The following is a 25460-nucleotide window of genomic DNA, read 5'->3' as shown; positions in this document are numbered from 1 at the left end:
ATGCCAGACCCGAAATTACAGGAGCGTTTTATTAATGTTGGATATGTTATTACAGTGGTATCGCCGTCGCTTTACCGACCCGCAGGCTATCGCGCTGCTGGCGATTCTGGTCGCAGGATTCTGCATCCTCTATTTTCTCAATGGTATCCTTGCGCCGCTTCTGGTGGCGATCGTACTCGCCTATTTGCTGGAATGGCCGACGGTGCGTCTGCAACATGTCGGGCTTTCCCGCACGCTGTCGGTCAGCGTGGTGCTGATTATTTTTGCCGGTATTTTGCTGCTCGGTATGTTTGTCATTGCCCCCGTGACCTGGCAGCAGGGGGTGAACCTGATGACCGATTTACCGAGCATGCTGAACCGCTTTTATGATTTCGCCGCAACATTGCCGAAGCGTTATCCGGCGCTGGTGGATGCGGGCATCATCGATATGATGGCGGAAAACATGCGCAGCAAATTATCCGGGCTGGGTGAGTCAGTAGTGAAATATTCACTGGCCTCGCTGGTCGGTTTACTGACGCTGGCAATTTACCTGATTCTGGTGCCGATGATGGTGTTCTTTCTGCTCAAAGATAAAGAGCAGATGCTGAGTGCCGTGCGTCGCGTTCTGCCCCGCGATCGCGGGCTGGCCGGACAGGTTTGGGTGGAGATGAATCAGCAGGTCACCAACTATATTCGCGGCAAAGTGCTCGAAATGATTATCGTCGGAGTGGCCACGTATCTGGTGTTCTGGGTGATGGATTTGCATTATTCGCTGCTGCTGGCGGTGCTGGTCGGCGTATCCGTTCTGATCCCGTATATCGGCGCGATGCTGGTGACCATTCCGGTGGTGATTGTCGCGATGTTCCAGTGGGGGCTGGGCGCGGATTTCTGGACGCTTTTCGTCGCCTATCTGGTGGTGCAGGGGCTGGACGGTAATGTGATCGTGCCGCTGTTGTTCTCCGAGGCCGTGAACCTGCATCCGCTGGTGATTATTCTTTCTGTCGTGGTGTTTGGCGGTCTGTGGGGATTCTGGGGGGTGTTCTTTGCCATACCGCTGGCGACGCTGGTCAAAGCCGTGGTTCACGTCTGGCCGGATGAATCACTCAACGAAACGGTCTGATTTTTTCTGCTTACCGCACCCAATAAAAAAAGCGCGTCTGCGCTTTTTTTGTCTCCACAATCTGACCGTGTCGGCTATTTACCGTTGAGGTAGGCCATGACGATGTCATGGTGATTGGTGGTTTTGAAATCGTCGAACACTTTCTCGACTTTGCCATTGCCGTCGAGCAGGAAGCTGATGCGATGGATGCCGTCGTAGGTTTTCCCCATAAAGGATTTTTCACCCCAGACGCCAAACTGCTCACAGACCTGATGATCTTCATCGGACAACAAGGTGAAGTTCAGCAACTCTTTCTCAGCAAAACGCGACAGTTTTTCCGGTTTATCGGTGCTGATCCCCAGCACTTCCACTCCGGCATTTTTTAACTGATCCATGTTATCGCGCAGTCCGCAGGCTTGTACGGTACAGCCCGGCGTCATGGCTTTAGGATAGAAATAGACCAGGACTTTCTGTCCCTGGAAGTCGGCCAGATTAATTTGTTCACCGTCTTGGTCGGGCAAACTAAATTGCGGCGCAGGGTCACCGGCTTTCAGTGGGCTCATTGTCTTTCTCCATATCTCTTAGCGATTACTGCAGTTTATCTTCATTCTCAGAATAACTAACCACGTTAATACTGCCTTGCGCTTTCAGTTCTGTACATAGCTGATGAAACGCCTGCTCAATAATTGCCGCATCGGTATTGGCTGCGCTGTGCGCCGTTATTTGAATCGATAACTGCGCTGGCGTGGCGGCATCTGCCGGGCGCGTTTTTGAGGCAAGTTCGGCGATATTCATCTGATGCGTATCGAATAAATCGGTAAAACGTTCGATCAGATGCGGAGAGTCTTTCACCTCCACTTTCACCCAGACCGTAGCAGGCATTGGCTGGCGTTCATGTGCACTGGTTCGCTTCATCACGATCAATAATTCCAGCTCTGCGCCTTTTTGCGGCAGGGTGGATTCGATCAGTGTAATCGCGTTCCAGCTTCCGGAAAGCAGCATGATAAACGTAAACTCATCACCGAGCATCGCCAGACGGCTGTCTTCAATATTACAGCCGCAGCTGCTGACCTGACGGGTAATGGTGTTGACGATACCCGGACGATCAGCGCCTAAGGCGGTGATCACGAGATAATGTTGTTGTGGCTGCGGCAAAATAGGTCTTCCTGTCGTGCTTGGGAGTATTCCCAAGGTAAACATAAAAAAAACCGCCGGACAAGCGGTTACCGCTCGTTGATTGCTTGCTTTTGCAGTGGTGTCAAAAGTACCATGAGTGACCTGTTTGTGGAGGGGAAGGTCAATGTTTACGGGAAGTATTGTTGCACTGGTTACGCCGATGGACACCAAAGGTGCTGTCGATCGCGCGAGTCTGAAAAAACTGATTGATTATCATGTGTCCAGTGGTACTGCGGCGATCGTTTCCGTTGGCACGACCGGCGAGTCGGCCACGTTGAGCCATGAAGAGCACGGTGACGTGGTCTTACAGACGCTGGAACTGGCTGATGGACGCATCCCTGTTATCGCAGGCACGGGCGCAAACGCGACTGCTGAAGCGATTTCTCTTACGCAACGTTTTGAAAAAAGTGGCGTTGTTGGTTGCCTGACAGTCACCCCTTATTACAACCGTCCGACGCAGGAAGGTCTGTATCAGCACTTCAAAGCCATCGCTGAAAATACCTCTTTGCCGCAAATTCTCTACAATGTGCCTTCACGTACCGGCTGCGATATGTTGCCGCAGACTATCGCGCGTTTAGCAAAATTGAAGAATATTGTTGCTGTTAAAGAAGCAACAGGGAACTTAAGTCGGGTTAGTCAGATCCAAGTGCTGGTTGATGATGAAGATTTCATTTTGCTGAGCGGCGATGACGCCAGCGGTCTGGACTTTATGCAACTCGGTGGTAAGGGCGTTATTTCCGTCACGGCTAACGTAGCTGCCCGTGAAATGGCCCAACTTTGTGAGCTGGCAGCGCTTGGCAACTTTGCCGAAGCGCGTCGCCTGAATCAGCGCCTGATGCCTTTGCATCAGAATTTGTTTGTAGAAGCAAACCCAATCCCGGTGAAATGGGCCTGTAAGGCACTGGGTTTGATGGCAACCGATACGATGCGTCTGCCTATGACGCCGTTAACAGATGCTGCCCGTCCGGTCGTGGAAGAAGCATTAAAAAGCGCCGGTTTGCTGTAACTCTTAGGAAGATTTGATGGCCTCTTTATTTGACAAGAACAGTTTCCAGATGACCCGATTGCAGAAAACGGCCGTAGCGAAAGTGGTCGGGGTTTCCCTGATCATGCTGCTGGCCGCCTGTTCAAGCGATCAACGTTACAAACGCCAGGTAAGTGGCGATGAAGCCTACCTGGATGCGTCAGGTCTGCATGAGCTGAAAGCGCCGGTCGGGATGATTCTTCCCGTGCAGAACGGAACGTATGAAGTACAGGCAGGATCAATGCAGGGCGCCGTGGGCAAACAACTCGACATCCGTCCACCATCCCAGCCACTGGCGCTGCTGAGCGGTTCCCAGACGCAATTCTCTGGCAACAGCAGCACCGTGTTGCTGGAAAATACCGCGCAGAACCGTGATCTGTGGAATAACGTCGTGAAAGCGGTTGAGCAAAATAATTTCAAAATTGCCAACCGTGATGATGCTAACCAGACACTGACCACCGATTTCGTTGACTGGAATCGTGCGGATGAAGACTTCCAGTATCAGGGGCGTTATCAGATCAGCGTGAAACAGCAGAGTTACCAGTTAGCGCTGACGGTGAAAACGCTTGAGCTGAAACAACAGGATAAACCTGTGACCTCTTCTGCTGAAATCCAGCGTTACAACAGCCAGATGATGAACGCCATCACGGCGAACCTGGATAAAGTGCAGCAGGATACTCAGGCACGCCTCGACAACCGTCGTGTTGGTGAGATTGATGTTCAGAGCGGTGCAGATGATACCGGCCTGCCGGTGCTGATTGTTCGTGAGAGCTACGGTGTTGTGTGGGATCGCCTGCCAAATGCCCTGACAAAAGTCGGCATGAAAGTGACCGACAGCAGCCGTCCGCAAGGCACATTGTCTGTGACCTACAAACCGCTGAATGACGATGCGTGGCAGACACTGGGTGCGAAAGATCCGGGGCTGACTTCCGGTGATTACAAACTTCAGGTTGGCGACCTCGACAACCGTAGTAGTTTGCAGTTCCTTGATCCGAAAGGACATGCTCTCAGCCAGTCGCAGAACGATGCGATGGTGGCGGTCATGCAGGCCGCGTTTAGCCAGAGTAGCGCAAAATAATACCAAGGGGCTCCGGCCCCTTTTTACATCTGTTTTTTCCACTGGAGTAAGTAAAGATGCAAAAGTTAGCTGAGTTGTATCGCGGCAAGGCGAAAACCGTCTACACCACCGAAAACCCGGACCTTCTGGTACTGGAGTTCCGTAACGATACGTCAGCACTGGATGGTCAGCGTATTGAGCAGTTCGACCGTAAAGGCATGGTTAACAACAAATTTAACCATTTCATCATGGCTAAGCTGGAAGAAGCCGGTATTCCTACTCAAATGGAACGCCTGCTGTCTGACACCGAAGTGCTGGTGAAAAAACTGGATATGGTCCCGGTTGAATGCGTGATCCGTAACCGTGCTGCTGGTTCGCTGGTAAAACGTCTGGGCATTGAAGAAGGTCTGGAACTGAACCCACCGTTGTTCGATTTGTTCCTCAAAAATGACGCCATGCACGACCCGATGATCAACGAATCGTATTGCAAGACGTTTGGCTGGGTGAACGAAGAAAACCTCGCGCGCATGAAAGAGCTGAGCTACAAAGCCAACGACGTGCTGAGCAAACTGTTTGATGATGCCGGTCTGATCCTGGTCGACTTCAAACTGGAATTCGGTCTGTTCAACGGGGAAGTGGTGCTCGGTGATGAGTTCTCTCCTGACGGCAGCCGCCTGTGGGATAAAGAAACCCTGAACAAAATGGACAAAGACCGTTACCGCCAGAGCCTGGGTGGCCTGATCGAAGCTTACGAAGAAGTCGCTCACCGTATCGGTGTGAAACTGGACTAAGCTGCACGTTATTTTTTTAGCCAGACTACGCAATCGTTTACGCGGTATGCACTAAACGGGTGATGGCCTCCGTCACCCGTTCTCTTTCCTGCATTTAATTTTCTTGTTTTAACACTGATTCCTTTCATTTAATTCCTCCGCCACTAAACTTACGTCCTTTCGCAGATGGTATTAACTGCGTGTGCTGGCTAGTCTTAAAAAAACAGGTTGGAGGTATCTATGCGTTGGCAAGGGCGTCGCGAAAGCGACAATGTAGAAGACAGACGCGGACAGGGATCTAACGGCGGCGGTTTAGGCGGCGGAGGAATGCGCCTGCCGATCCGTGGCAAAAGCGGTATCGTGATCATCATCGTGGTGCTGGTGGCCGGGTATTACGGTATCGACCTCACTCCGCTGATTGACGGCGGTCAGTCCGGCGGCATGCAGCAAACACAGTCACAATCCATCAGCCCGAAAGATGACGAGCAGGCAAAATTCACCTCGGTGATCCTCGCTTCGACGGAAGACACCTGGAAAGAGATTTTCCAGCGGCAGGGCATGACTTATCGTGAACCCAAACTGGTGATGTATCGCGGCGCGACCCGCACAGGTTGTGGCACCGGCCAGTCAGTGATGGGGCCGTTCTATTGTCCGGCGGACAGCACGGTGTATATCGATCTGTCGTTCTATCAGGAATTGCAGAACAAACTCGGCGCGGGCGGTGATTTTGCGCAGGGCTATGTGGTGGCGCACGAAGTCGGCCACCATGTGCAGAATTTGCTGGGCACCGAACGCAAGGTTCGCGAGATGCAGCAGGGCGCGTCGCAGACTGTGGTAAATCAGTTGTCGGTGAAAATGGAATTACAGGCTGACTGTTACGCCGGTGTCTGGGGGCACGCGATGCAGCAGCAAAATGTTCTCGAAGAGGGCGATCTGAAAGAAGCGCTGGATGCCGCGCAGGCCATCGGCGATGACCGGTTGCAACAGCAAAGTCAGGGGCGCGTGGTGCCGGACAGCTTCACTCACGGTACTTCCCAGCAGCGTTATACCTGGTTCAAACGCGGCTTTGATACCGGTAATCCGGACCAGTGTAATACCTTTGCCAGCCGCTGATTAAGTGGCAGGAAGCGCTGGTCTGCTGCTAAAAACTGTTCAATAATCAATGACCGATCCAGAGAGGCTCCCCGGGCCTCTCTTTCATTTTCATGTTGAACCGCTGGGAATGCCATGGCTTTTCTCGATCCAACCCTATTGATCTTACTTGTTTTCGCCGGTCTGGGCATTATCAGCCACAACAGCGCCGTCACCATCGCAATGTTCTTCCTCCTCACGGTGCGTATTACGCCACTGAACAGTTTTTTTCCGTGGATAGAAAAATACGGCCTGACTATCGGCATTATTATTCTGACCATTGGCGTGATGGCGCCGATTGCCAGCGGAAAAATCAGCGCCAGCACCATGGTGCATTCTTTCCTCCACTGGAAATCTATTGTCGCCATTCTGGTGGGTGTGCTGGTGTCGTGGCTTGGCGGACGTGGCCTGACGCTGATGGGCACGCAGCCGCATCTGGTGGCTGGCCTGTTAGTCGGCACCGTGCTGGGCGTGGCGTTGTTTAAAGGCGTACCGGTCGGGCCGCTGATTGCTGCCGGTCTGTTATCGATGATTGTCGGGAAAACCTGACATGTCTGCGACGTTGCTACAGCAGCAGATGCAGCGGCTGGGTGTCCGGCGTTTGCTGGTGTTCAGTGGCGGGACGCAGTGGTGTGAACAACAGGCTGTCCTGTTCTCTGCCCAAAGTGCCGGTGACTGGCTGTGGCTGAGTGATTCACCGCCTGATGGCGTCACATCCTGCCCGCCTTCAGCGGCGCAGACGCTGCTCGGACAGGACATTTTTCACGGTGTGTTTGATGCGCGTTATGGCCTCAATACCGAGGCGCTGGCGGTATTTTCCGGCACATTGAAAGCCGGAAGCTGGCTGATTCTGCTAATACCGGAATGGAACGCCTGGCCTGACACGCCGGACGCGGACAGCCTGCGCTGGAGCGAATACCCGCAGGCGATCCCGACGCCGCGTTTCATCCGCCGTTTCCAGTCTTTACTCGAACAAGATCGCAACATTACGGTTTGCCGGCAGGATCAGCCTTTTGATATCCCCCCGCTGCCAGCAGCACCCGACTGGCTGCCACCCGACGGTCAGCCCACCGCTGAACAATCGCAGATTTTACAACAACTGATGCAGGCTCAGTCCGGCGTATGGGTGCTGACGGCTGCCCGTGGCCGTGGAAAATCGACGCTGGCGGGAATGCTTGCCAGACAGTGGCCGGGTACTTGCTGGGTGACCGCACCGGCGAAAGCCTCAGCCAGCCAGATTCTCAATCATCAAACAGAGTCTGCCCGCTTTATCGCACCAGATGCGTTGCTTTCATTATGCCGCGAAGGTGCGGTAACGGACATTGACTGGCTGATTATCGACGAAGCGGCAGCAATTCCGACGCCGATGCTTTCGGAAATTATCGCGGCTTTTCCGCGTGTGTTACTGACCACTACGGTTCAGGGATATGAAGGCACCGGACGCGGGTTCTTACTTAAATTCTGTGCATCCCTGCCGCGGTGGCATGACCTGCGTCTGAATTCCCCGATCCGCTGGTCATCATCCGACACGCTTGAGCCGTTTATCAGTCAGTTATTGTTGTTTGACGAGCATTTGCCTGTAGCAGGACAGACGGGCGGCACATCAGAAATTTTCTCCATTGATGCCGACGACTGGCTGAGTGAACCGGCGCTGTTAGAGGAATTCTACGGCCTGCTGACCAGTGCGCACTACCGCACGTCGCCGCTGGATCTGCGGCGTTTGCTGGATGCGCCGGGCATGACATTCAGTGCGTCACGACAGAAAAACACCCTGACCGGAGCGTTATGGCTGGTGGATGAAGGCGGGCTGAGTGCTGAACTGGCGCAGGAAGTCTGGGCGGGCAGGCGACGTCCGCGCGGTAATCTGGTGGCGCAGTCTCTCGCCGCGCACGCGGGTTTCCCCGAGGCTGCCGTATTGCGTTCACGGCGTGTCAGCCGGATTGCGGTACATCCCGCGTTTCGCCGTCGGGGTATCGCCCGTGATCTGTTATCGGCGCAGAAACAGCAGGCGCGGCTGGCGGGGCTGGATTTTCTGTCCGTCAGTTTTGGTTACACCACGGATCTGGCGGCCTTGTGGCAACAGGCCGGATTCCGGCTGGTGCGCGTCAGTATGCAGAAAGAAGCCAGCAGCGGCTGTTATGCCGCAATGGCGATATTACCGCTGAGCGTGGCGGGGCAGGCACTGGCGGACAGAGCCGTGCATCAGCTTGACCGTGACTGGCGCTGGCTGGCGCCTCAGATGGATTTAACCCTGCCGCTCGGCACCACTGCGGATACGCAACCCGATGATGCCGACTGGCGCGAGCTGAACGGATTTGCGTTCGCCCATCGTCCGCTGGAAAGCAGTTTACCGGCGCTCAGTCGCGTGCTGTTGCACAGCACTTTGCCACTGACGGCGTTGCGTGCGCATCTGCAACAGGGGCAAAGTGTCGCGCAAGTCGTCATGTCGCTGAAGCTTTCCGGCCGTAAAGCGCTGGTTTCGCGCTGGCGTGAGGAGACACGACAGGCGCTGAAAGCCGCGGGAATGGCTGAATAAATCAGCGGTTTCATTGCAAAAAATGGAAAGACTCGTTCAATAAAACCCGATTTCACTGACCGGCGGGCGGCGTATAGTGAACTCATTAAATGACAACGGGAGAGAGCAATGAGCTCAGAACAAATTATCGTCCAGCAGCCGGAAGAAATCGCTAACCAGCTGATTTTATTATTTCATGGCGTGGGTGATAACCCGATTTCTATGGGCGAAATCGGTAAGTTTTTCGCTGTTTCATTCCCGCAGGCGCAGGTGATAAGCGTCGGCAGCCCGGATATTTGTGATTTTGGCCGGGGCTTCCAGTGGTTTTCCGTGCAGGGCGTGACCGAACAAAACCGTCAGCCGCGAGTGGATGCCGCAATGCCAGCTTTTGTGCAGATTGTCCGTGACTGGCAGCAAAAAACCGGCGTTACGCCGGAACACACCACATTAGTCGGCTTTTCGCAGGGCACCATCATGGCGCTGGAATCGACGAAAGTGGAAGAGCATCTGGCGTCGCGCATTATTGCGTTCAGCGGGCGTTTTTCAACGCTTCCGGAAAAACCGATTGCCGCCGGTACGGTGGTGCATTTCATTCATGGCGAACAGGATCCGGTGATTAATCCGTTCCAGTCGAAAAGTGCGGCAGAACGTCTGAAATCATTGGGCTGTGAATGTACGCTCAATCTTCAGCCAGGTATGGGACACGGGCTGGATTCGCACATGATTAATACGGCGATAGCGCATTTGCAAAATTACGAACCGAAGTCGCATCAGCACTGATTTCATTGCCACTTTTATTGAAAAACGCCCCCGGCTGCATCACAACCGGGGGCGTTTTTTTAATGTCTGACTGAGGCGATTATTTGCGGTTTTTACGCATAAAATCATCCATGAAGTTCGTCAGCTTTTCTGCCGCTGGCAGTGACAGGGCGTTGTAGATAGAGGCACGGATGCCGCCAATCGCACGGTGCCCTGCCAGACCTGAGAAGCCAGCTTCCTGGCTTTCGGCCAGGAATTTCTTCTCCAGATCCGCATCCGGCAACTTAAACGCAACGTTCATGTGTGAACGGTCGGCTTTGCTGCTCCAGCCATTGTAGAAACCGTCGCTGTTGTCGAGCATTGCATACAGCAGTTCTGCTTTATGGCGGTTGGTTTGTTCCATATTTTCCAGACCGCCGACGTCGTTAAGCAGCCAGCGGGTGACCAGCAGCACCACATAAATCGCAAATACCGGCGGCGTATTGAGGTTGGAATGAGATTCCACCTGGCGGCGGTAATTCAGGAATGATGGCAATTCGTCAGATGACGCTTTCACCACGGTATCGTGCACCAGCACGATAGTGACGCCCGCCGGGCCGATGTTTTTCTGCGCATGAGCGTAGATGACTGAAAACTTATTGGCATCGCACGGTTTGGACAGGAAATCGGAAGACATATCGCAGACGCGGGGTACGTCGTCGCGGCCCAAAACGCGCTGAAACTGTAACCCTTCCACTGTTTCGTTCGAGACATAATGCAGATAGGGCGCATCAGGCGAGAATGCCAGTTCTTCGTCAGAGGGCAGACGGTTGAATCCGCACGATTCGCCGCTCCACAACACTTTTACCGGCCCTTCGCGACGCGCTTCGGTCACGACTTTACTGCTCCAGTAACCGGTATCCAGATATTCTGCCGCATGCTTCTGACCGCGCAACAGCGTCATCGGCACCATCGAAAACTGCTGCGTTGCGCCACCCTGCAGGAACAGGATATGGAAATCTTTCGACAAGCCGAGCAGGGTGCGGATGTTGTTTTCGGTTTCCTGCACAATGGCGGCAAACCAGTCTGAACGGTGGCTGATACCGAGGATCGACAGGCCGACTTCCGGCACTTCTTTTATCGCGGCTTCAACCTGAGTGAGAACGGTTTCCGGCAATGCGCCAGGGCCACCGGAGAAGTTCAGGGCGTTACGTGAAATCATGTTTATTCTTGTCCTTTAAACGCATCAGCAGAGGTGTCGGTGTGCGCAAAGGCACGGGATAACAGCAACTCGCGGCATGCTGTTTTAACTTTATTCATGTGGATTTTTTTGTGCGGGAACATCACTTCCAGATCCATTGCGTGCACCACCATCGCCGGATCAATTTCAAACACCAGCAATTCGCCGTCCGGTGTTTCGCTGCAATCGATGCCGAGATAGTCGAGCTGCGTGGTGTCATAAATCGCTTTCAGCGCCTGCTGGTGGCGGGTGGCAAATTCGTGGAAGTTGTTCAGGAATGCGGCTTCTTCTTCACGCTTTTGGATATCTTCGTACATAAAAGCGTTAACGTAATGCACCATCCAGTGGGATGAAATCGCCATATGACAGGCATACGGCACGCCGTCGATCAACGAAATGCGGTACTTACGGAACTGACCGTCTTCATTGCTGTAATCAATAAACTGCGACAGGAAATAATCTTCAACCTGCACGCGGGTCAGATAATCAGCCAGTTCTTCCTGACCGGTGATTTTTTCCAGACCGTGACCACCGTGCGAACCTGCAGGGCGCAGGATCACCGGATAACTGCTGTCAGGCAGCGCAGCGTGCAGCGTGGTTTCTCCGGCAGCGACGGCAGATAACGCCGCAAACGTCATCGCATGCGCCTGGGCAATGGCTAAACCCGGTTGGTTTTGCAACAGGCGGCTGGCGGTTTGGCGTTCAGAACTCGGGATATGCTGTGGCGCATTGATCACCGGCACCGGCCAATGTTCCGTGACATCTTCCAGTTGCTGCAACAGGAACAGATTTTCGGTAGTGGCGCTGATGCCGACCATCAGTAAATCATGTTCAGGGATCGGGGCTTCAAAAGGGGCTTCGGGCGTGATGTAGTAATAAATCAGCTCGATGTCGCTGTTTTCCAGCAGGCAATCCAGCGGCACATTCGCGGAAAGCGTGCCGGGCACCATGAGTATCAGTAAGCGTAACTTCGCCGGTTGTAGCGCGGGGCAAAGGGTATAGACCTGCTGCATCGCCAGTGCCTGATTCTGAATCGTCAAACCCAGTTCAGTGCGTTGCAGGCACAGCATGACAGTGGAAAGGTTCATCCACAATACGGCGTCATCCGGGGTCTGTTGCGCACGGGTGATCAGTATCTGCGCGATGTCAGACCATTCCTCGCCCGCGATGCTCATACGTAGAAACGGAGCCAGACCCAGAAATTTCGACGCGTCAAAGCGTTCAGGCACTGCCTGATCCGCCCGGGTAATAGGTAATGTTTGCAAAGACTTGTTCTCTCCGTGCATCAGTTTCATGTTGAATGATAACGGCAGGAGGTAAAGTCAATCGGCGGAGAATCGCTAGATTATCCGCCGACTAATATTGATTAAAAGTGAGATGCTACCGGGGTGGGATTACTTTTTCTTTGGCCAGTCGTCATCTTTATCCCACTCGGCATTGTTGTCGCGATGCGGCGGGATCTCAGGTTTATCTTTCAGGAACTTTTTCACATCAACGCGGTTCAGCTCTTTGATGCCGCTGATAAACATGCCGACCAGAATGATCAGAACGATCCACCAGTAATCTTTAATCCACTCCATGGTGTACTCCTTAAAAGGGTGAGAGGGCGATAAATCGCGGGAAAAGAGTGTCCATTTGCCCGGCTAACCAGTCTGCAGCAGCGACGTCTTTTCCGGTCCAGGAACTGATCAACACCTGCGGCGTAAGCTGTTTTTCACATTCTGCCGCCAGCGGGCGGTAACTCAGATGCCAGGGTTCGACAGCCACACCGCCTCGATCTTCCGCATACGGCCGGTAAAAACCATATTCTGTCATATGCGCTGACATCCATTGGTTCAGCGGATAAAAATACCCGCCTTCTTCATATTCCCACGGCTCCAGTTGCAGCGTCTTGCCTGCCGGTAACAATGAAGGATCGTAGACATCCAGGTCACTGCCCCAGTGGTGACGGCTTGCACCCGGCAGCGCAGACCAGCGCAAAATCAGCTCGCAACGTTCTGCTGTCGTCAGCGCGCTGACATCCACCGGCTGACTGTTCTTATCTAATACTGGTCGCTCGCCGCGAAATTTGCCATTCCAGATAGCCAGTTGCCGATCGAAATCACGAAAGGTGCTGGCCGGTTGCAAGTCAAAACCGGCTTCACGGGCTGCCAGACGCATTTTTTTGAATGCCTGCGCCGCTTCCTTCTGCAAACGATGCGGCCCGTCGCCGATAATCACCAGATGCGCAGCGGAGCGTCCGGTCAGCATCTCGTGAGTGATCATGCGACTAATTGTTCCATGATGCGCTGATACATGCGGCTGAGCACCTGCAGATCGGCGGCATGTACGCATTCATTGATTTTGTGGATAGTCGCGTTGACCGGCCCGAGTTCAACCACCTGCGCCCCCATCAGCGCGATAAAACGCCCGTCAGAGGTACCACCGGTAGTTTGCAGTTCCGGCGTGATTTCACTGTAATGGCGCACCGCATTGACTACGGCATCCACCAGCTCACCGCGTGATGTCAGGAATGGCTGGCCGGAAACCACCCAGTTCAGGGTGTATTGCAGGTTATGGCGATCCAGTAATTCGGCGACGCGCTGTTTGATGATGGCATCAGTCAGCTCGGTGCTGAAACGGAAGTTGAACTGCACATAAAGTTCGCCCGGAATGACGTTGTTGCTGCCGGTGCCCGCGTTGATATTGGCAATTTGCATGCTGGTTGGCGGGAAGAATTCGTTACCATTATCCCACACGGTGGCGACCAGCTCATTCAGCGCGGGCATGGCGCGGTGTACCGGATTATCCGCCAGATGCGGATACGCCACATGCCCCTGAACGCCATGCACATGCAGGTTGGCGGTCATGGAACCGCGACGGCCATTTTTCACAATATCGCCGACGCGCGTGGTGCTGGAAGGCTCGCCGACCAGACAGTAATCAAGGCGCTCATTGCGTGCCATCAGCGCGTTGACCACTTTGACGGTGCCGTTGACGGCGCTGGCTTCTTCATCAGAAGTGATGAGAAAAGCCAGACGACCCTGATGATGGGGATTGGCGGCGACAAACCGCTCTGCTGCTACTACCATCGCCGCCAGTGAGCCTTTCATGTCTGCCGCGCCGCGACCATACAGCATGCCGTCGCGCAGCGTTGGCTCAAACGGGCCGGTAACCCACAGCTTATGATCGCCGGTAGGGACCACATCGGTATGCCCGGCAAAGGCCAGGGTTTTGCCTTCACCACGTGTCGCCCAGAAATTCAGGGTATCGCCAAAATGCATCGGCTCAATGTGAAAACCAATGGCCTCAAGGCGGGCAATCATAATCTCCTGGCAACCCGCATCGTCCGGGCTGAGGGAAGGGCGGCGGATTAACTGTTGCGCTAAATCGAGAACCGGACAACTCATGTTACTTCACCTGTGCAAGGAATTGCTGATAGCTTTCTGGTTTGAATCCCAGCAGAGACTGGCCTTCTGGCGCCAGTAAAAACGGACGTTTGATGACAGCCGGATGTTCGAGCATCAGCGCTTTGGCGCTGGCTTCGTTATCACAGGCTGCGCGCGTGGCCTCATCGAGCTTGCGCCAGGTGGTGCCACGGGTATTGAGCATCGCTTCCCAGCCTTGTTTATCTAACAAATCCTGCAGCAACGCGGCATCCAGCCCTTCGACCCGATAATCATGAAACTGGCATTCAACACCGTTTTCTTCCAGCCAGCGGCGGGCTTTCTTAACGGTGTCGCAATTTTTTATGCCGTAGAGAATAAATGAGTTTTGAGCTGAAGTTGTTGCCATAGAAAAACGTAACCTGTCAGTAAAATAAGCGCTTTTTAGCTGCGCTGATAAGTGGCGTCAGAGAAGGACACATAATGAGGCAAAACGCCGGCAGGATCCAGACGGGGCGGGATTGTGATCGCGCTTAAAAATTAGTCACGGAGTTTTTGCATGGTCAAAAAATAAACGTATACTGCCAGCGTCCAATCAAGGGGAGTAAAATGTTAGAGCAAGAATTAGGTCACTGGAAAGACTTTATCGACCGTATGTTGAAAGCGTAATTGCCCACATCGTTACCGACAAAGCAAAGCAAAGAAAAGATTTATTCTCAGTGCAGCACGTCATTATAAAAACGTTTGTTCAGGAAGACCATTACGTTGCATTTAGCGACGATTCTCACGCCAGTAAATCATGAATAAAAAAGGCGTTAATGTGAATTAACGCCTTTTTTGTTGCCTGCGATCCGGCGTTTTACCGGTGTTCAGCGGGGACTGTTTCCACGATATCAGCAATTACCGGTGCAGTGTGTTTGCCCGGAAAACGACGCCGAATCAATACAAAGAACAGCGGTACGAAGAAAATCGCCAGCACCGTGGCGGAAATCATCCCGCCGATCACACCGGTACCGACGGCGTGCTGGCTGCCTGAACCGGCCCCCATGCTGGTCGCCATCGGCAGAACGCCGAAAACAAATGCCAGCGAGGTCATCAGAATCGGACGCAGACGCATTCTGGCGGCTTCGAGCGTGGCCTCCAGCAGTTCCTTCCCGCGAACATTCAGGTCATTGGCAAATTCGACAATCAGAATGGCGTTCTTCGCTGACAAACCGATGATGGTCAGCATACCGACCTGGAAATACACATCGTTTTCCAGCCCGCGCAGCCAGGTGGCAATTACCGCGCCGAGCACGCCGAGCGGCACCACCAGCATGACGGAGAACGGAATGGACCAGCTCTCGTACAACGCCGCCAGACACAGGAACACCACCAGCAGGGAAATCGCATACAGCGCCGGTGCCTGAGAACCTGACAGTCTTTCCTGATACGACAGACCGGTCCATTCCAGACCAATACCCACCGGCAACTTCGCGACCAGTTTTTCCATGTCATCCATCGCAGTACCGCTGCTGATGCCCGTTGCCGGTTCACCGACAATTTCCAGCGCGGAATAGCCGTTGTAACGCTCAAGACGCGGCGAACCTGTCAGCCATTTCGACGTGGCGAAAGCGGAGAAGGGCACCATGGTTCCGGCGGAGTTTCGCACATACCAGCGGTCAATATCGTCCGGCAGCATGCGGTATTGTGCAGCGGCCTGCACGTAGACTTTCTTCACACGGCCACGGTCAACGAAGTCATTGACGTAGGTTGAGCCCCACGCGGTACTCAGCGTGCTGTTGATATCAGAGATAGCCACGCCCAGCGCCTGCGCTTTCACCTGATCGATATCGATCTGCAACTGCGGGCTGTCATCCAGACCGTTGTGACGCACGCGGGTCAGGTTGCTGTCTTTGGATGTCATGGCCAGCAACTGATCGCGCGCCGCCATCAGCGCATCATGACCAAGCCCGGCGTGGTCCTGTAATTCCATATCAAAGCCGGTGGCGCTGCCCAGACCGTTGATTGCAGGCGGGCTGCTGGCGATCACGCGGGCTTCGGTTATCTTGTTAAACGCTTTGGTCGCCCGCTCAATCAGTGCAAAGGAAGAATCGTCGGTGCCGGTGCGTTCATCCCATGGCGTCAGGCGCACGAACATACGCGCAACGTTTTGCCCGTTACCGCCGGGGCCAGCACCGATGGTTGAGAACACCGAAAGCACGTCTTTCTTATCTTCAGTCAGGAAATACTTTTCGACCTTTTCCACCACTTTTTGTGTCTGCTGCAGCGTTGAACCCGGCGGCAACTGAACCTGAACAGTGAACACGCCACGGTCTTCCATCGGCAGGAAGGAGGTGGGCAGTTTGATAAACATCACTGCCAGCAAGGCGACCAGTGCGGCATATCCCAGCATATAACGCAGGCTGTTACGCAGAACCCTCGCCACGCCGTTTTCGTAGCGACGCGCGTTGCGGTCAAACATGCGGTTAAACCAGCCGAAGAAACCGCGTTTACCGTGATGATGTCCCTGCGCGACAGGTTTGAGAATGGTCGAGCACAGCGCTGGTGTCAGCGTCAGCGCGACGAACACTGACAGCACCATCGCCGAGACAATGGTGATGGAGAACTGACGGTAAATCGCGCCGGTAGTGCCGCCGAAGAATGCCATCGGCACGAACACCGCCGACAGCACCATGGTGATACCGACCAGCGCACTCTGAATTTGTCCCATCGATTTTCGCGTGGCCTCTCTGGGGCTGAGGCCTTCTTCACTCATCACGCGCTCGACGTTTTCCACCACCACGATGGCATCATCCACCAGCAGGCCGATGGCGAGCACCATCGCGAACATCGTCAGAGTATTGATGCTGTAACCGAACTGATGCAGCACGGCGAACGTCCCCAGCAAGACCACCGGCACGGCAATTGTCGGGATCAGCGTAGCGCGGAAGTTTTGCAGGAACAGATACATCACCAGGAACACCAGCACGATCGCTTCAAACAGCGTTTTCACCACGTCGGTGATCGCCGCTTTAACAAACGGCGTGGTCTCGTAAGCGATTTCGGCTTTCAGACCGTGCGGATAATAGTGAGAAAGCTCATCAAGGCGCGCACGGACGGCTTTGTCGGTTTGCAGTTCGTTGGCACCGGACGCCAGTTTAACGCCCATCCCTGACGCAGCCTGTCCGTTATAACGGCTGAGCAGGGCGTAGTTTTCCGCGCCGAGACCGATGGTGGAAACATCCCCAAGTTTGACCTGCGAACCGTCCTGATTCACTTTCAGGGTGATCTGGCGGAACTGTTCCGGCGTCTGTAACTGTGCCTGGGCATTAATGGTGGCATTCAGGGCCTGAAAATCCACCGAAGGTGCGCCGCCGAGCTGACCGACAGCGACCTGACTGTTTTGCGCTTTGATGGCGGTGACCACATCGGCGGTGGTCAGCTGGTAATTATTGAGCTTGTCCGGATCCAGCCAGATGCGCATCGCGTACTGTGAACCGTAAGCATCAATGCTGCCGACGCCGGGCACGCGGCTCAGCGGATCCTGAATGTTGGACGCCACATAGTCGGCGATATCCTGCTTATCCATGCTGCCGTCGGTGGAGACAAACGCCACCATCATCAGGTTGGTATCACCGGTTTTTGACACCGTCACACCCTGCGTCTGCACGTCCTGCGGCAGGCGTTTCAGCGCCTGCTGCAACTGGTTTTGCACCTGTTGCAGCGCTTCGTTGGGATCGGTACCGGCGGTAAAGCTCAGGGTTATCTGCGACTTACCGTCATTACTGCTTTGCGATGACATGTACATCAGATTATCGAGGCCGGTCATGTTCTGTTCGATAATCTGGGTAACGGTATTTTCTAATGTTTGTGCTGATGCGCCGGGATAGGTTGCAGAAATCCTGACGTTTGGCGGAGCCAGATCGGGATACTGTTCAACCGGCAGAAAATAGATAGCGAGTGCGCCGGACAAGGAAATGATGATCGCTAAAACCCAGGCAAAGATTGGGCGATCGATAAAAAAGTTAGCCATGCTTCAGGAACCTCGTTGTCACTCTGGCGTGAGTAACTAACATCAGCAAACAAACAGAACGTCAGTAATCTGACAAAAAAATCCCCTGAGCGCTATTTTCTCATAGGCAGTCTCAGAGGCGGAACCGTCCCGACGGGACTGAGCAAGTGTTAGAGTGGAGTTCTACGTCAATGCACTTTACCTTCTCATGTCGCATAAAACGTGGAGAAATAAAGGAGATAATGTAAAAAAAACCTCCCTGTACACAGGGTTATGCCGCAGACAGATTCGCTGATACCGTCTACGCTTTGACAGCCTGCTTTTTTATGACACGCATTCGTATGTCCACACTGGAGCCGTTCAGATGAGTTTGATGTTAAATTCGGTTTTCGCCCGTCGTCTCTACCTTTGCTGGTTGCTGGACTCTGAACAAAAACCGAACGTACCAAAACTGATGGAAATCACCGGCTGGCCGCGCCGCACCTTGCAGGACGTACTGAAAGCGCTACCGGGTATGGGTGTCGAACTGGAATTTGTGCAGCAGGGTGTGCGCAATAATGACGGTTATTATCAGCTTTCCGGCTGGGGGCCGCTGGATGCGAAGTGGGTTGAACGCCATCGGGAACAACTGCTTAATGCAATTGAGCACGGCTGAATCTGGCGTGCGCGGTGTAATGCCGCTATGATGTCTGGCTTCTCTCACCCTCTGAGCGGAGGCACGCTTTATGTCATCTGATGACAAGTCATCCCGGATCGAAAACGTTCAAAACCAGTTACTCTCTGATAACTGGTATGTTCTTCGCAAATACACCTACGATTTAATCAAACGTAATGGCGAACGCCAGCCGCAATCCCGTGAAGTGTATGACCGGGGAAATGGCGCGACTATTCTGCTTTATAACCGTCCTAAAAAAACCGTTCTGCTGATCAGACAGTTCCGTATGCCGACCTACGTCAATGGCAACCCGACCGGTATGTTGCTGGAAACCTGCGCCGGTTTGCTCGACAACGATTCGCCGGAAGATTGCATCCGTAAAGAAGCCATTGAAGAAACCGGTTTTGCAGTGGGCAAGGTAGATAAACTGTTTGAAGCCTATATGTCGCCGGGCAGCGTGACCGAAATCGTGCATTTTTTCGCGGCAGAATACGATGAGTCGCAGCGTCAGAACGCCGGTGGCGGCGTGGAAGACGAGGACATTGATGTGCTGGAGGTGCCGTTTACCGAGGCGCTGGCGATGATCAAAGATGGCCGCATCAGAGATGGTAAAACCATTATGTTGCTGCAATATGCGCAGATTCAGGGCTGGCTGGCGTAAAGATGACCGGCGAAAATGCATCTGAGGCAAAGGCACCCGCGGGTGCCTTTGTTATTTCAGTGTTCCAGGTTTATTGCGGTGCTGCCCGCGTGGCCTTTCATGGCAGACCATGGCAGAACGGACCATTCCGGGCCTTCGCATGAACGCATGACACGGGCAAACGTCGGATCAAAATACAGCCCTTTTTGCGTGAAATACCAGGCCGGGAATTGCCAGATCGACGGGTCTGAATAATCACAATCGTCTTCGCTTTCTTCCGTCGGCTTTTTCATCTGTTGCGGATAAGCCGCGGTCAGTTGTTTCACCAGCCACGGCGCCCATTTCTTATCGCGGTACTGCGCGAAGGTATCGAAATCCACATCGTTTTTACCCGTAAGGGCGCGATCTTCAGCATTCAGATAGTGGAACGGTGCGCCATCGCCCACCCAAATCACATCTTCCAGCGTCAGCGTTTCTGCGGTTTTGGCGTTCAGGTTGATCGGCGCTTCGCCGAAATCAGGATGCGCACCGCCGCAGTCATAAGAGGTAAATACGCTGATGCTGACCACATCGGGACTCATGAACTTCGGCGTCACCGTTTGCTGATATTCTCCCTGACCAAAACGGCTTGCCCCGAGCATACAGGCATGCCAGCCGCTGACTTCCTGCCATAGACGGGCGCGCAGCTTCTGGTTAATGGCTGGTAAACTGGCTTCCGGATAACCGGAGACAATCTCAAAGAAACTGATTTTTGATTGCGGTTCCGTCCACCATTGCAGCTGATAGCCCATGAAGTTTTCGTTTTTGCCCGCTTTCAGTTGCAGCGCGGATAAACGCAAATACTCGTACGGATCGGTGTGGATCAGCGAACTGAGATAGCCGTCGTCCGTGGCGGCTGCCGGTAACTGCGCGGGTTGCAACTTAACCGGCAGTGTTTTGCCCTGCGGGTTGGTCCAGTTGCCTTGCCAGTCACCGTTTTCATCTTTGGTCAGCGTCAGTTCAGGGCGCGGTGTATCGTCGAAATCATCCAGACCTTCCTGTAATTTCAGTTCCTGACCATCCAGCGCTCCGTTGAGCGGCAGATCCAGACGGTATTTTTGGTAGAAATACCGTCCGGTCACTTCGTCAGGTTTATTTAAATCGAGTTCGACGACAATGCTGGTTTTACCCAGTGTGCCGGCGTACACCACCGGAGGCTCTTCAGCCAGCGCCGGCAGTGATAACAGCGTTATCATCAAAATCAATAACTTCATCCGTATCTCCCAGAGAAATGATCTTCATCCTTTTCGCCATTATTGTTTGTTTTTGGCTCAGCCAGTGTACTGAAAGTTTCCCTGCGTCACCATTGCGGCTTCTCGTATGTCATGAAAAATTATTGTCTGCCGCAAACCCTGCGGGTGGAGTATCTCTTTATAATTTCGGGTAAAAAATGCTGCATTGAAGGCAGTCTCCTGGCGAGGGTTACGCTATTATCAGAAAGATAATTTCGAACAGAGCTGAAACTTATAATGTGCAGATGGATAACCGCCCCTTTATGCCTGCTGGCCACCATGCTGGCTTTTAGCGCCCAGGCTGAGCCGTTGCAGGCTATTTATAACGACTGGCAGGTCAGCTGTGACAACCTGAATCACTGCGTCGCGCGTAATTCGCAGGACGGGCAGGAACTGGTAATGAAAATCACCCGTGAAGCCGGGCCGGAAGGGAAATCCTCCGTCAGCATTGATTACCAGCGTAACAGTGATGAGCAGACGACGGATGCGCCGGTTGCCAGCCGCTTGCAGATGAACGGTAAGACACTGAGTTTTAATCACCGTGAATGGGATGTCAGTAAAAAACATCTTTCCACCACTAACCGTCTGGTGGTGAATGATTTTATTGCCGCGATCCGCGAAGGCAGCAGTATTCAGCTGGCAGTGAAAGCTGACCCGGCTCAGCCCGTTAAACCGGAAGTTTCACTGAAAGGGATCAAAGCCGCCTTGCTGGCCATTGATGCGCAGCAGGGGCGCGTTGGCACCAAAACGGCCTGGATTAATCGTGGTGCGAAACCGGCGAATACCGTGCCGCCCATTCCTGCCACGCCGGTTCTGCCGCGTTTCAGTGAACCGCATGCATTATCCGAAACTGAGATTTCGGCCATCACGCAGAACGCCGCCGCCACCATTGAGAATAATGATTGCAGCCTCGACCCTTCCGAACGGGAAGTGCATATTTTCGCGCTGAGCAACGATAAAGCCCTGATGACTGTCAACTGCGACATGGGCGCGTATAACCTGTATGCGCTGGGCTTCCTGGTTTCACGTCAGGCGCCTTATAAAATGGACAATCTGGCGCTGAATATGCCGTTCAAACTGGGCGAAGATGATGATTCGCCGGAACTGATCAACGCTGATTTCGACCCGAAAACCGGTATGCTCTCGACTTACGATAAAGGGCGCGGCATCGGTGATTGTGGCGTGTCTTCACGCTGGGTGTTTGATGGTAAACAGTTCCGGCTGGCGGCATTTGCCTCTGAACCCAGTTGTGACGGTTACAGCAGCGGTGGCGAATGGCCGGTGTTATGGGTGACGCAGCAGTAATTTGCCTTCGGCCTGTCACTCTGCCGATAAATAAAAAAATGCCCTGTGAGCTTTCGCTTGCAGGGCATTTTCTTTTGTCGTGCAACGCTACCGGAAAGATTATTCGGACGCTTTCACCACGACTTTGTTGCTGGCGAACTCGACGTTCATATCAGCAACGATTTTGCAGCGCTTACGGGTTTCGACTTTACCGTTGACCTTAACCTGGCCTTCGGCAATCACTGCTTTCGCCGTACCGCCGCTGTCACACCAGCCCATAAATTTGAGCAGATCGCACAGTTCAACGTGCGGGTGTTTTTCGAGAAAGAAAGTTTCCATGTATTCCTGACTTTTTGTGTAGTGCAAAGGGTTTAAGACTTACTGGCGCTGACGTCATGATATTCCTCGCACGCCTGCAAGGTATTCTGAATCAGCGTCGCGACCGTCATCGGGCCAACACCACCCGGCACCGGTGTGATAAAGGAAGCACGCTCGGCGGCGGCATCATATTCCACATCGCCGACAACTTTACCACTTTCCAGACGGTTAATACCGACATCAATGACAATCGCGCCCGGTTTAATCCATTCGCCGGGAATAAAGCCCGGTTTGCCCACAGCAACAACCACCAGATCGGCATTCTCAACATGATGGCGCAGATTTTTGGTGAAACGGTGGGTGACGGTGGTGGTGCAACCGGCCAGCAGTAATTCCATGCTCATCGGACGGCCCACAATGTTGGATGCGCCAATCACCACGGCGTTCAGGCCGAAGGTTTCAATACCGTAACGTTCTAACAGCGTCACAATGCCACGCGGCGTACAAGGGCGCAGCGTCGGCGCGCGCTGGCACAGACGGCCGACGTTATAAGGATGGAAGCCATCGACGTCTTTATCCGGATGAATACGTTCCAGCACTTTGATGTTATCGATACCGGCAGGCAGCGGAAGCTGAACCAGGATGCCGTCGATTTCGCTGTCGTTATTCAGTTTTTCGATCAGGTCCAGCAACTCACCTTCAGTGGTGGTGGCTGGCAGGTCGTAAGAGCGGGAGATGAACCCGACTTCTTCACAAGAACGGCGTTTGCTGGCGACATAAATCTGTGACGCCGGGTTTTCACCGACCAGCACCACGGCCAGACCGGGCGCACGCTTTCCTTCAGCCAGTCGTTGTTGAACACGCGCTGCAACTTCGCTTCTGACTTGCTGCGCAATCGTTTTACCGTCAATAATCTTTGCTGCCATCAGGGAATAAATCCATTAATTAATAAATGCAGGGGGATGCGCCTATTTTGTCAGAAGCCGCGGGCGCTGTCAGGCGTTGAATGCGAATAACTTGTTATCTGCGGATGAGAATTTAACCTGCGACAGTGGCGAAAAAAGTGTCTATTTTAGGTATGACTCTTTTTAAATCATAAGGAAAGAAACAAATGACACGCAAAGTGGGGATCATCGGTGCCGGTCATGTGGGCGCTGACGTTGCATTCTCTCTGGTCACGCTGGGGCTGTGTGACGTGATTGTCTTGCTGGATGAAAACGAACCTAAAGCGGCCAGTCAGGCGCTGGAGTTGCGGGATATGGCGTCGCTGACGACCTCACGCGTGCAGGTTATCGCCAACGACTACAGCGAACTGCATGATGCCGATGTGCTGGTCATCGCCGTCGGCCCGAAAACCTTGCTGCGTGAAGATCGTCTGGAAGAACTTGCTGAGACCCGTGCCGCCGTGCGTGAAGTGATCCCGCGCGTGATTGCCAGCGGCTTTGGCGGCGTGATCGTCAATATCACCAATCCGTGCGATGTCATTACCCAGATTATTCAGCAGACCAGCGGATTCCCTGACGCACAGGTGTTCGGCACCGGCACCTCGCTCGATACCGCGCGCATGAAACGCGTGGTCGGTGAGTTCTTCGGTTTCGATCCGAAAAGCGTCACTGGCTACGTGATGGGCGAACACGGCGAATCACAGTTTGTGGCCTGGAGCACCGTGACACTTGGCGGCTGTCCGGTGGCAGAACTGGCAGGCGACCGTGACGTCGACTGGGCAACAATGAACGACGCTGTGCGCGGCGGTGGCTGGGAAATCCTGAAAGGCAAGGGCTGGACCAGTTTCGGCATCGCTACTGCAACAGCGCGGCTGGTGGATGCCATTTTGTCCGACGCCCGCAGTGTCTGGCCGGTGTCTGCCCTCGATGAACAACTGGGCGTTTATATCGGCCAGCCAGCGGTGATTGGTAAAAAAGGTATCGTACAAACATTACGACCGGAACTGACGGCTTACGAAGGTGTCGCTTATCACGCGTCTGCCCGCGTGATTGCTGCCGCGCTGAAATCCGAAAAATAGCCGATACTGATCACATAACGTTGCAAGACAGTCCGGGAATATCGGCAAATTGTTCAGGCATTAAGCAGTGAGTTCGAAAGCCATTGACTCATCCCGGTCTGCCCGTATAATCCGAACCCGCAACGCTCCCGAAAGGGACAAGCAATGCGCCCTTAGCTCAGTTGGATAGAGCAACGGCCTTCTAAGCCGTAGGTCACAGGTTCGAGCCCTGTAGGGCGTACCATTTCAAGTCAACACACCTCTGCTGAATTCGCCTTTTCTCCTTTATACTCCCTGAAATTACTGAATTTTTCTGTCACGAGTTCTATCGAAGTCAACTCAGTTATACCCAAATCAAGTGGTATTGTAAGTATCTCTGCTTTAGTTCCACGCGCTTTTTGAGATTTCCGGTTTCTCAGCCATAAGCTGATATTCTTCCCGCGTCCAGGGTTGTTTGCCTGTGATTTGCGTAGCGATATGTTCGAGAAGCTGCTGTGTGGGTGCTTTCTTGCCAAAGCTCATCAGTGACAGAGGGAGAATAAGCAGAATAGCTAATGGAGTGAATGTGAAATAGCGCATGTTGCGGTCGTGTTGTGTATATAAAAAGATTACGCTGCAAAGACTGCCGAGAATAAATCCTGAGATCACTTCGCTGACGGAATGAGCATGCAGTGCGAGCCGGCTGATACCCACCATAATGGCAATGAAATACCCAGCAGTAATCATCAGCCTGCGTCCGTCAGGTTGAAAACGTTGGCCTATCAGCCAGAACATGACCGGCCATAAAGTGGCTGACATCGTGGTATGCCCGCTGAAGCCTGTAAAATTAAATGTACTGCTGCCAATGCCCCAGGCGAGAAACAACAGCTTTGAGATGCTCACCGCGAGGCCAGAAATACCCAGTATAATCAGCCAGATTAATGCTGTGACTGGGTTGTCAGCCTTCCATAACATAAATAAAGCGAGGGTTATTCCGGTTGGCAAAATGAGCATGCTGTCGCCAAAATAGGTCAGGATATTCCAAAGCAAAACGTAGCCCTCGACGATAAATAGTAAATTTTTAAAAAGAATCAATCGGTAAGTGTATCAGCAGGGTTTTTTTACCAAAAGGGATTAGCTTCTCTCATTTAATTTTCAGACTGCAACCCGATTTATTTCTGTAGGGTGAACTCACCCTTGGAGTATCAGCCGCATATTCTGGC

Annotated in this window: 25 protein-coding genes and 1 tRNA gene; 13 read left to right on the top strand and 13 right to left on the bottom strand. The window is 53.4% G+C overall.

What is annotated here, in order from left to right; translation table 11 throughout:
- Positions 1-34 precede the first annotated feature (34 nt).
- Complete coding sequence (locus tag GW591_RS11235; protein ID WP_013576556.1) at positions 35-1099, top strand: AI-2E family transporter; 1065 nt, start codon at positions 35-37, stop codon at positions 1097-1099.
- Between the two features lie 74 nt (positions 1100-1173).
- On the opposite strand, the gene bcp is transcribed toward GW591_RS11235, so the two are convergent.
- A complete protein-coding gene (gene bcp / locus GW591_RS11230; protein WP_013576555.1) occupies positions 1174-1641 on the bottom strand; it encodes a thioredoxin-dependent thiol peroxidase in 468 nt (155 codons plus the stop codon).
- Between the two features lie 25 nt (positions 1642-1666).
- Positions 1667-2233, bottom strand: a complete 567-nt coding sequence (locus tag GW591_RS11225) for a glycine cleavage system transcriptional repressor (RefSeq protein WP_013576554.1) — start codon at positions 2231-2233, stop codon at positions 1667-1669.
- Between the two features lie 145 nt (positions 2234-2378).
- On the opposite strand from GW591_RS11225, the gene dapA reads away from it, so the two are divergent.
- The 7 genes from dapA to ypfH all read left to right on the top strand — a co-directional run bounded on the left by dapA (position 2379) and on the right by ypfH (position 9531).
- Positions 2379-3260, top strand: coding sequence for a 4-hydroxy-tetrahydrodipicolinate synthase (gene dapA, locus GW591_RS11220; RefSeq protein WP_013576553.1), 882 nt, complete (start codon positions 2379-2381; stop codon positions 3258-3260).
- Between the two features lie 16 nt (positions 3261-3276).
- Complete coding sequence (gene bamC / locus GW591_RS11215; RefSeq protein ID WP_126125073.1) at positions 3277-4356, top strand: outer membrane protein assembly factor BamC; 1080 nt, start codon at positions 3277-3279, stop codon at positions 4354-4356.
- Between the two features lie 56 nt (positions 4357-4412).
- On the top strand, positions 4413-5126 hold the full coding sequence (purC, locus tag GW591_RS11210) for a phosphoribosylaminoimidazolesuccinocarboxamide synthase (RefSeq protein WP_013576551.1): 714 nt from the start codon (positions 4413-4415) through the stop codon (positions 5124-5126).
- Between the two features lie 219 nt (positions 5127-5345).
- Positions 5346-6218 (top strand): KPN_02809 family neutral zinc metallopeptidase, encoded by an 873-nt coding sequence (gene ypfJ, locus GW591_RS11205; protein WP_013576550.1) that lies wholly within the window; start codon positions 5346-5348, stop codon positions 6216-6218.
- Between the two features lie 114 nt (positions 6219-6332).
- Complete coding sequence (locus GW591_RS11200; RefSeq protein WP_013576549.1) at positions 6333-6785, top strand: DUF441 domain-containing protein; 453 nt, start codon at positions 6333-6335, stop codon at positions 6783-6785.
- Between the two features lies 1 nt (position 6786).
- Positions 6787-8772 carry a tRNA(Met) cytidine acetyltransferase TmcA gene (locus GW591_RS11195; protein ID WP_166860600.1) on the top strand — a complete coding sequence of 662 codons (1986 nt, stop codon included), beginning with the start codon at positions 6787-6789 and terminating at the stop codon, positions 8770-8772.
- Between the two features lie 108 nt (positions 8773-8880).
- A complete protein-coding gene (ypfH, locus tag GW591_RS11190) occupies positions 8881-9531 on the top strand; it encodes an esterase (RefSeq protein ID WP_015690286.1) in 651 nt (216 codons plus the stop codon).
- A gap of 79 nt (positions 9532-9610) precedes the next feature.
- Here ypfH and GW591_RS11185 read toward each other — a convergent pair whose 3' ends face one another.
- The 7 genes from GW591_RS11185 to acrD all read right to left on the bottom strand — a co-directional run bounded on the left by GW591_RS11185 (position 9611) and on the right by acrD (position 18109).
- A complete protein-coding gene (locus tag GW591_RS11185) occupies positions 9611-10711 on the bottom strand; it encodes a phosphoserine transaminase (RefSeq protein WP_013576546.1) in 1101 nt (366 codons plus the stop codon).
- 2 nt (positions 10712-10713) lie between these two features.
- Complete coding sequence (locus GW591_RS11180; RefSeq protein WP_223509232.1) at positions 10714-11994, bottom strand: ATP-grasp domain-containing protein; 1281 nt, start codon at positions 11992-11994, stop codon at positions 10714-10716.
- A 129-nt stretch (positions 11995-12123) separates the two neighbouring features.
- Complete coding sequence (locus tag GW591_RS11175) at positions 12124-12309, bottom strand: YpfN family protein (protein ID WP_013576544.1); 186 nt, start codon at positions 12307-12309, stop codon at positions 12124-12126.
- Positions 12310-12319: 10 nt separating this feature from the next.
- Complete coding sequence (locus GW591_RS11170; protein WP_166860598.1) at positions 12320-12994, bottom strand: M15 family metallopeptidase; 675 nt, start codon at positions 12992-12994, stop codon at positions 12320-12322.
- Positions 12991-14118: a succinyl-diaminopimelate desuccinylase gene (gene dapE / locus GW591_RS11165; RefSeq protein WP_013576542.1), complete on the bottom strand. Its 1128-nt coding sequence runs from the start codon at positions 14116-14118 to the stop codon at positions 12991-12993. The genes GW591_RS11170 and dapE overlap by 4 nt, the downstream gene beginning before the upstream one ends.
- Before the next feature lies 1 nt (position 14119).
- A complete protein-coding gene (locus GW591_RS11160; protein WP_119261864.1) occupies positions 14120-14503 on the bottom strand; it encodes an ArsC family reductase in 384 nt (127 codons plus the stop codon).
- A gap of 450 nt (positions 14504-14953) precedes the next feature.
- Entirely contained in the window at positions 14954-18109 is a 3156-nt protein-coding gene (acrD, locus tag GW591_RS11155; RefSeq protein ID WP_112197530.1) for a multidrug efflux RND transporter permease AcrD, read from the bottom strand.
- Positions 18110-18452: 343 nt separating this feature from the next.
- Here acrD and GW591_RS11150 point away from each other — a divergent pair, with 343 nt between their 5' ends.
- Both GW591_RS11150 and nudK read left to right on the top strand, forming a co-directional pair.
- Entirely contained in the window at positions 18453-18743 is a 291-nt protein-coding gene (locus tag GW591_RS11150; protein ID WP_112197529.1) for a winged helix-turn-helix domain-containing protein, read from the top strand.
- A gap of 70 nt (positions 18744-18813) precedes the next feature.
- A complete protein-coding gene (gene nudK / locus GW591_RS11145) occupies positions 18814-19404 on the top strand; it encodes a GDP-mannose pyrophosphatase NudK (protein ID WP_013576538.1) in 591 nt (196 codons plus the stop codon).
- 56 nt (positions 19405-19460) lie between these two features.
- Here nudK and GW591_RS11140 read toward each other — a convergent pair whose 3' ends face one another.
- On the bottom strand, positions 19461-20636 hold the full coding sequence (locus GW591_RS11140; protein WP_153374601.1) for a hypothetical protein: 1176 nt from the start codon (positions 20634-20636) through the stop codon (positions 19461-19463).
- A 255-nt stretch (positions 20637-20891) separates the two neighbouring features.
- Between GW591_RS11140 and GW591_RS11135 the strand changes: the two genes are divergently transcribed.
- The gene (locus GW591_RS11135; protein ID WP_037036947.1) at positions 20892-21959 is read left to right on the top strand and encodes a DUF1176 domain-containing protein; all 1068 of its coding nucleotides are present in this window, start codon (positions 20892-20894) and stop codon (positions 21957-21959) included.
- Positions 21960-22058: 99 nt separating this feature from the next.
- On the opposite strand, the gene ybcJ is transcribed toward GW591_RS11135, so the two are convergent.
- A complete protein-coding gene (gene ybcJ / locus GW591_RS11130) occupies positions 22059-22277 on the bottom strand; it encodes a ribosome-associated protein YbcJ (protein WP_013576535.1) in 219 nt (72 codons plus the stop codon).
- Between the two features lie 32 nt (positions 22278-22309).
- A complete protein-coding gene (gene folD, locus GW591_RS11125) occupies positions 22310-23182 on the bottom strand; it encodes a bifunctional methylenetetrahydrofolate dehydrogenase/methenyltetrahydrofolate cyclohydrolase FolD (protein WP_013576534.1) in 873 nt (290 codons plus the stop codon).
- Positions 23183-23367: 185 nt separating this feature from the next.
- On the opposite strand from folD, the gene GW591_RS11120 reads away from it, so the two are divergent.
- Both GW591_RS11120 and GW591_RS11115 read left to right on the top strand, forming a co-directional pair.
- Entirely contained in the window at positions 23368-24279 is a 912-nt protein-coding gene (locus GW591_RS11120) for an L-lactate dehydrogenase (protein ID WP_166860596.1), read from the top strand.
- Positions 24280-24425: 146 nt separating this feature from the next.
- Positions 24426-24502, top strand: a tRNA-Arg gene (locus GW591_RS11115).
- A gap of 137 nt (positions 24503-24639) precedes the next feature.
- On the opposite strand, the gene GW591_RS11110 is transcribed toward GW591_RS11115, so the two are convergent.
- Positions 24640-25287: a phosphatase PAP2 family protein gene (locus GW591_RS11110; protein ID WP_166860594.1), complete on the bottom strand. Its 648-nt coding sequence runs from the start codon at positions 25285-25287 to the stop codon at positions 24640-24642.
- Between the last annotated feature and the right edge of the window lie 173 nt (positions 25288-25460).

The sequence above is a fragment of the Rahnella aceris genome, from assembly GCF_011684115.1.
In the GTDB taxonomy this organism is placed as follows: Bacteria; Pseudomonadota; Gammaproteobacteria; order Enterobacterales; family Enterobacteriaceae; genus Rahnella; species Rahnella aceris.
The sequence above is the reverse complement of the archived record's forward strand: the minus strand, read 5'-3'. Positions and strand labels throughout refer to the sequence as shown.

Bases quoted from the DNA above. Each gene is read 5' to 3' on its own strand.
- GW591_RS11185 (WP_013576546.1), bottom strand. From the start codon at position 10,711: ATGATTTCACGTAACGCCCTGAACTTCTCCGGTGGCCCTGGCGCATTG.
- ypfH (WP_015690286.1), top strand. From the start codon at position 8,881: ATGAGCTCAGAACAAATTATCGTCCAGCAGCCGGAAGAAATCGCTAAC.
- dapA (WP_013576553.1), top strand. From the start codon at position 2,379: ATGTTTACGGGAAGTATTGTTGCACTGGTTACGCCGATGGACACCAAA.
- dapE (WP_013576542.1), bottom strand. From the start codon at position 14,118: ATGAGTTGTCCGGTTCTCGATTTAGCGCAACAGTTAATCCGCCGCCCT.
- GW591_RS11120 (WP_166860596.1), top strand. From the start codon at position 23,368: ATGACACGCAAAGTGGGGATCATCGGTGCCGGTCATGTGGGCGCTGAC.
- GW591_RS11160 (WP_119261864.1), bottom strand. From the start codon at position 14,503: ATGGCAACAACTTCAGCTCAAAACTCATTTATTCTCTACGGCATAAAA.
- GW591_RS11200 (WP_013576549.1), top strand. From the start codon at position 6,333: ATGGCTTTTCTCGATCCAACCCTATTGATCTTACTTGTTTTCGCCGGT.
- bamC (WP_126125073.1), top strand. From the start codon at position 3,277: ATGGCCTCTTTATTTGACAAGAACAGTTTCCAGATGACCCGATTGCAG.
- GW591_RS11140 (WP_153374601.1), bottom strand. From the start codon at position 20,636: ATGAAGTTATTGATTTTGATGATAACGCTGTTATCACTGCCGGCGCTG.
- GW591_RS11170 (WP_166860598.1), bottom strand. From the start codon at position 12,994: ATGATCACTCACGAGATGCTGACCGGACGCTCCGCTGCGCATCTGGTG.
- GW591_RS11135 (WP_037036947.1), top strand. From the start codon at position 20,892: ATGTGCAGATGGATAACCGCCCCTTTATGCCTGCTGGCCACCATGCTG.
- GW591_RS11150 (WP_112197529.1), top strand. From the start codon at position 18,453: ATGAGTTTGATGTTAAATTCGGTTTTCGCCCGTCGTCTCTACCTTTGC.
- folD (WP_013576534.1), bottom strand. From the start codon at position 23,182: ATGGCAGCAAAGATTATTGACGGTAAAACGATTGCGCAGCAAGTCAGA.
- GW591_RS11175 (WP_013576544.1), bottom strand. From the start codon at position 12,309: ATGGAGTGGATTAAAGATTACTGGTGGATCGTTCTGATCATTCTGGTC.
- nudK (WP_013576538.1), top strand. From the start codon at position 18,814: ATGTCATCTGATGACAAGTCATCCCGGATCGAAAACGTTCAAAACCAG.
- acrD (WP_112197530.1), bottom strand. From the start codon at position 18,109: ATGGCTAACTTTTTTATCGATCGCCCAATCTTTGCCTGGGTTTTAGCG.
- GW591_RS11195 (WP_166860600.1), top strand. From the start codon at position 6,787: ATGTCTGCGACGTTGCTACAGCAGCAGATGCAGCGGCTGGGTGTCCGG.
- GW591_RS11235 (WP_013576556.1), top strand. From the start codon at position 35: ATGTTGGATATGTTATTACAGTGGTATCGCCGTCGCTTTACCGACCCG.
- bcp (WP_013576555.1), bottom strand. From the start codon at position 1,641: ATGAGCCCACTGAAAGCCGGTGACCCTGCGCCGCAATTTAGTTTGCCC.
- ybcJ (WP_013576535.1), bottom strand. From the start codon at position 22,277: ATGGAAACTTTCTTTCTCGAAAAACACCCGCACGTTGAACTGTGCGAT.
- purC (WP_013576551.1), top strand. From the start codon at position 4,413: ATGCAAAAGTTAGCTGAGTTGTATCGCGGCAAGGCGAAAACCGTCTAC.
- ypfJ (WP_013576550.1), top strand. From the start codon at position 5,346: ATGCGTTGGCAAGGGCGTCGCGAAAGCGACAATGTAGAAGACAGACGC.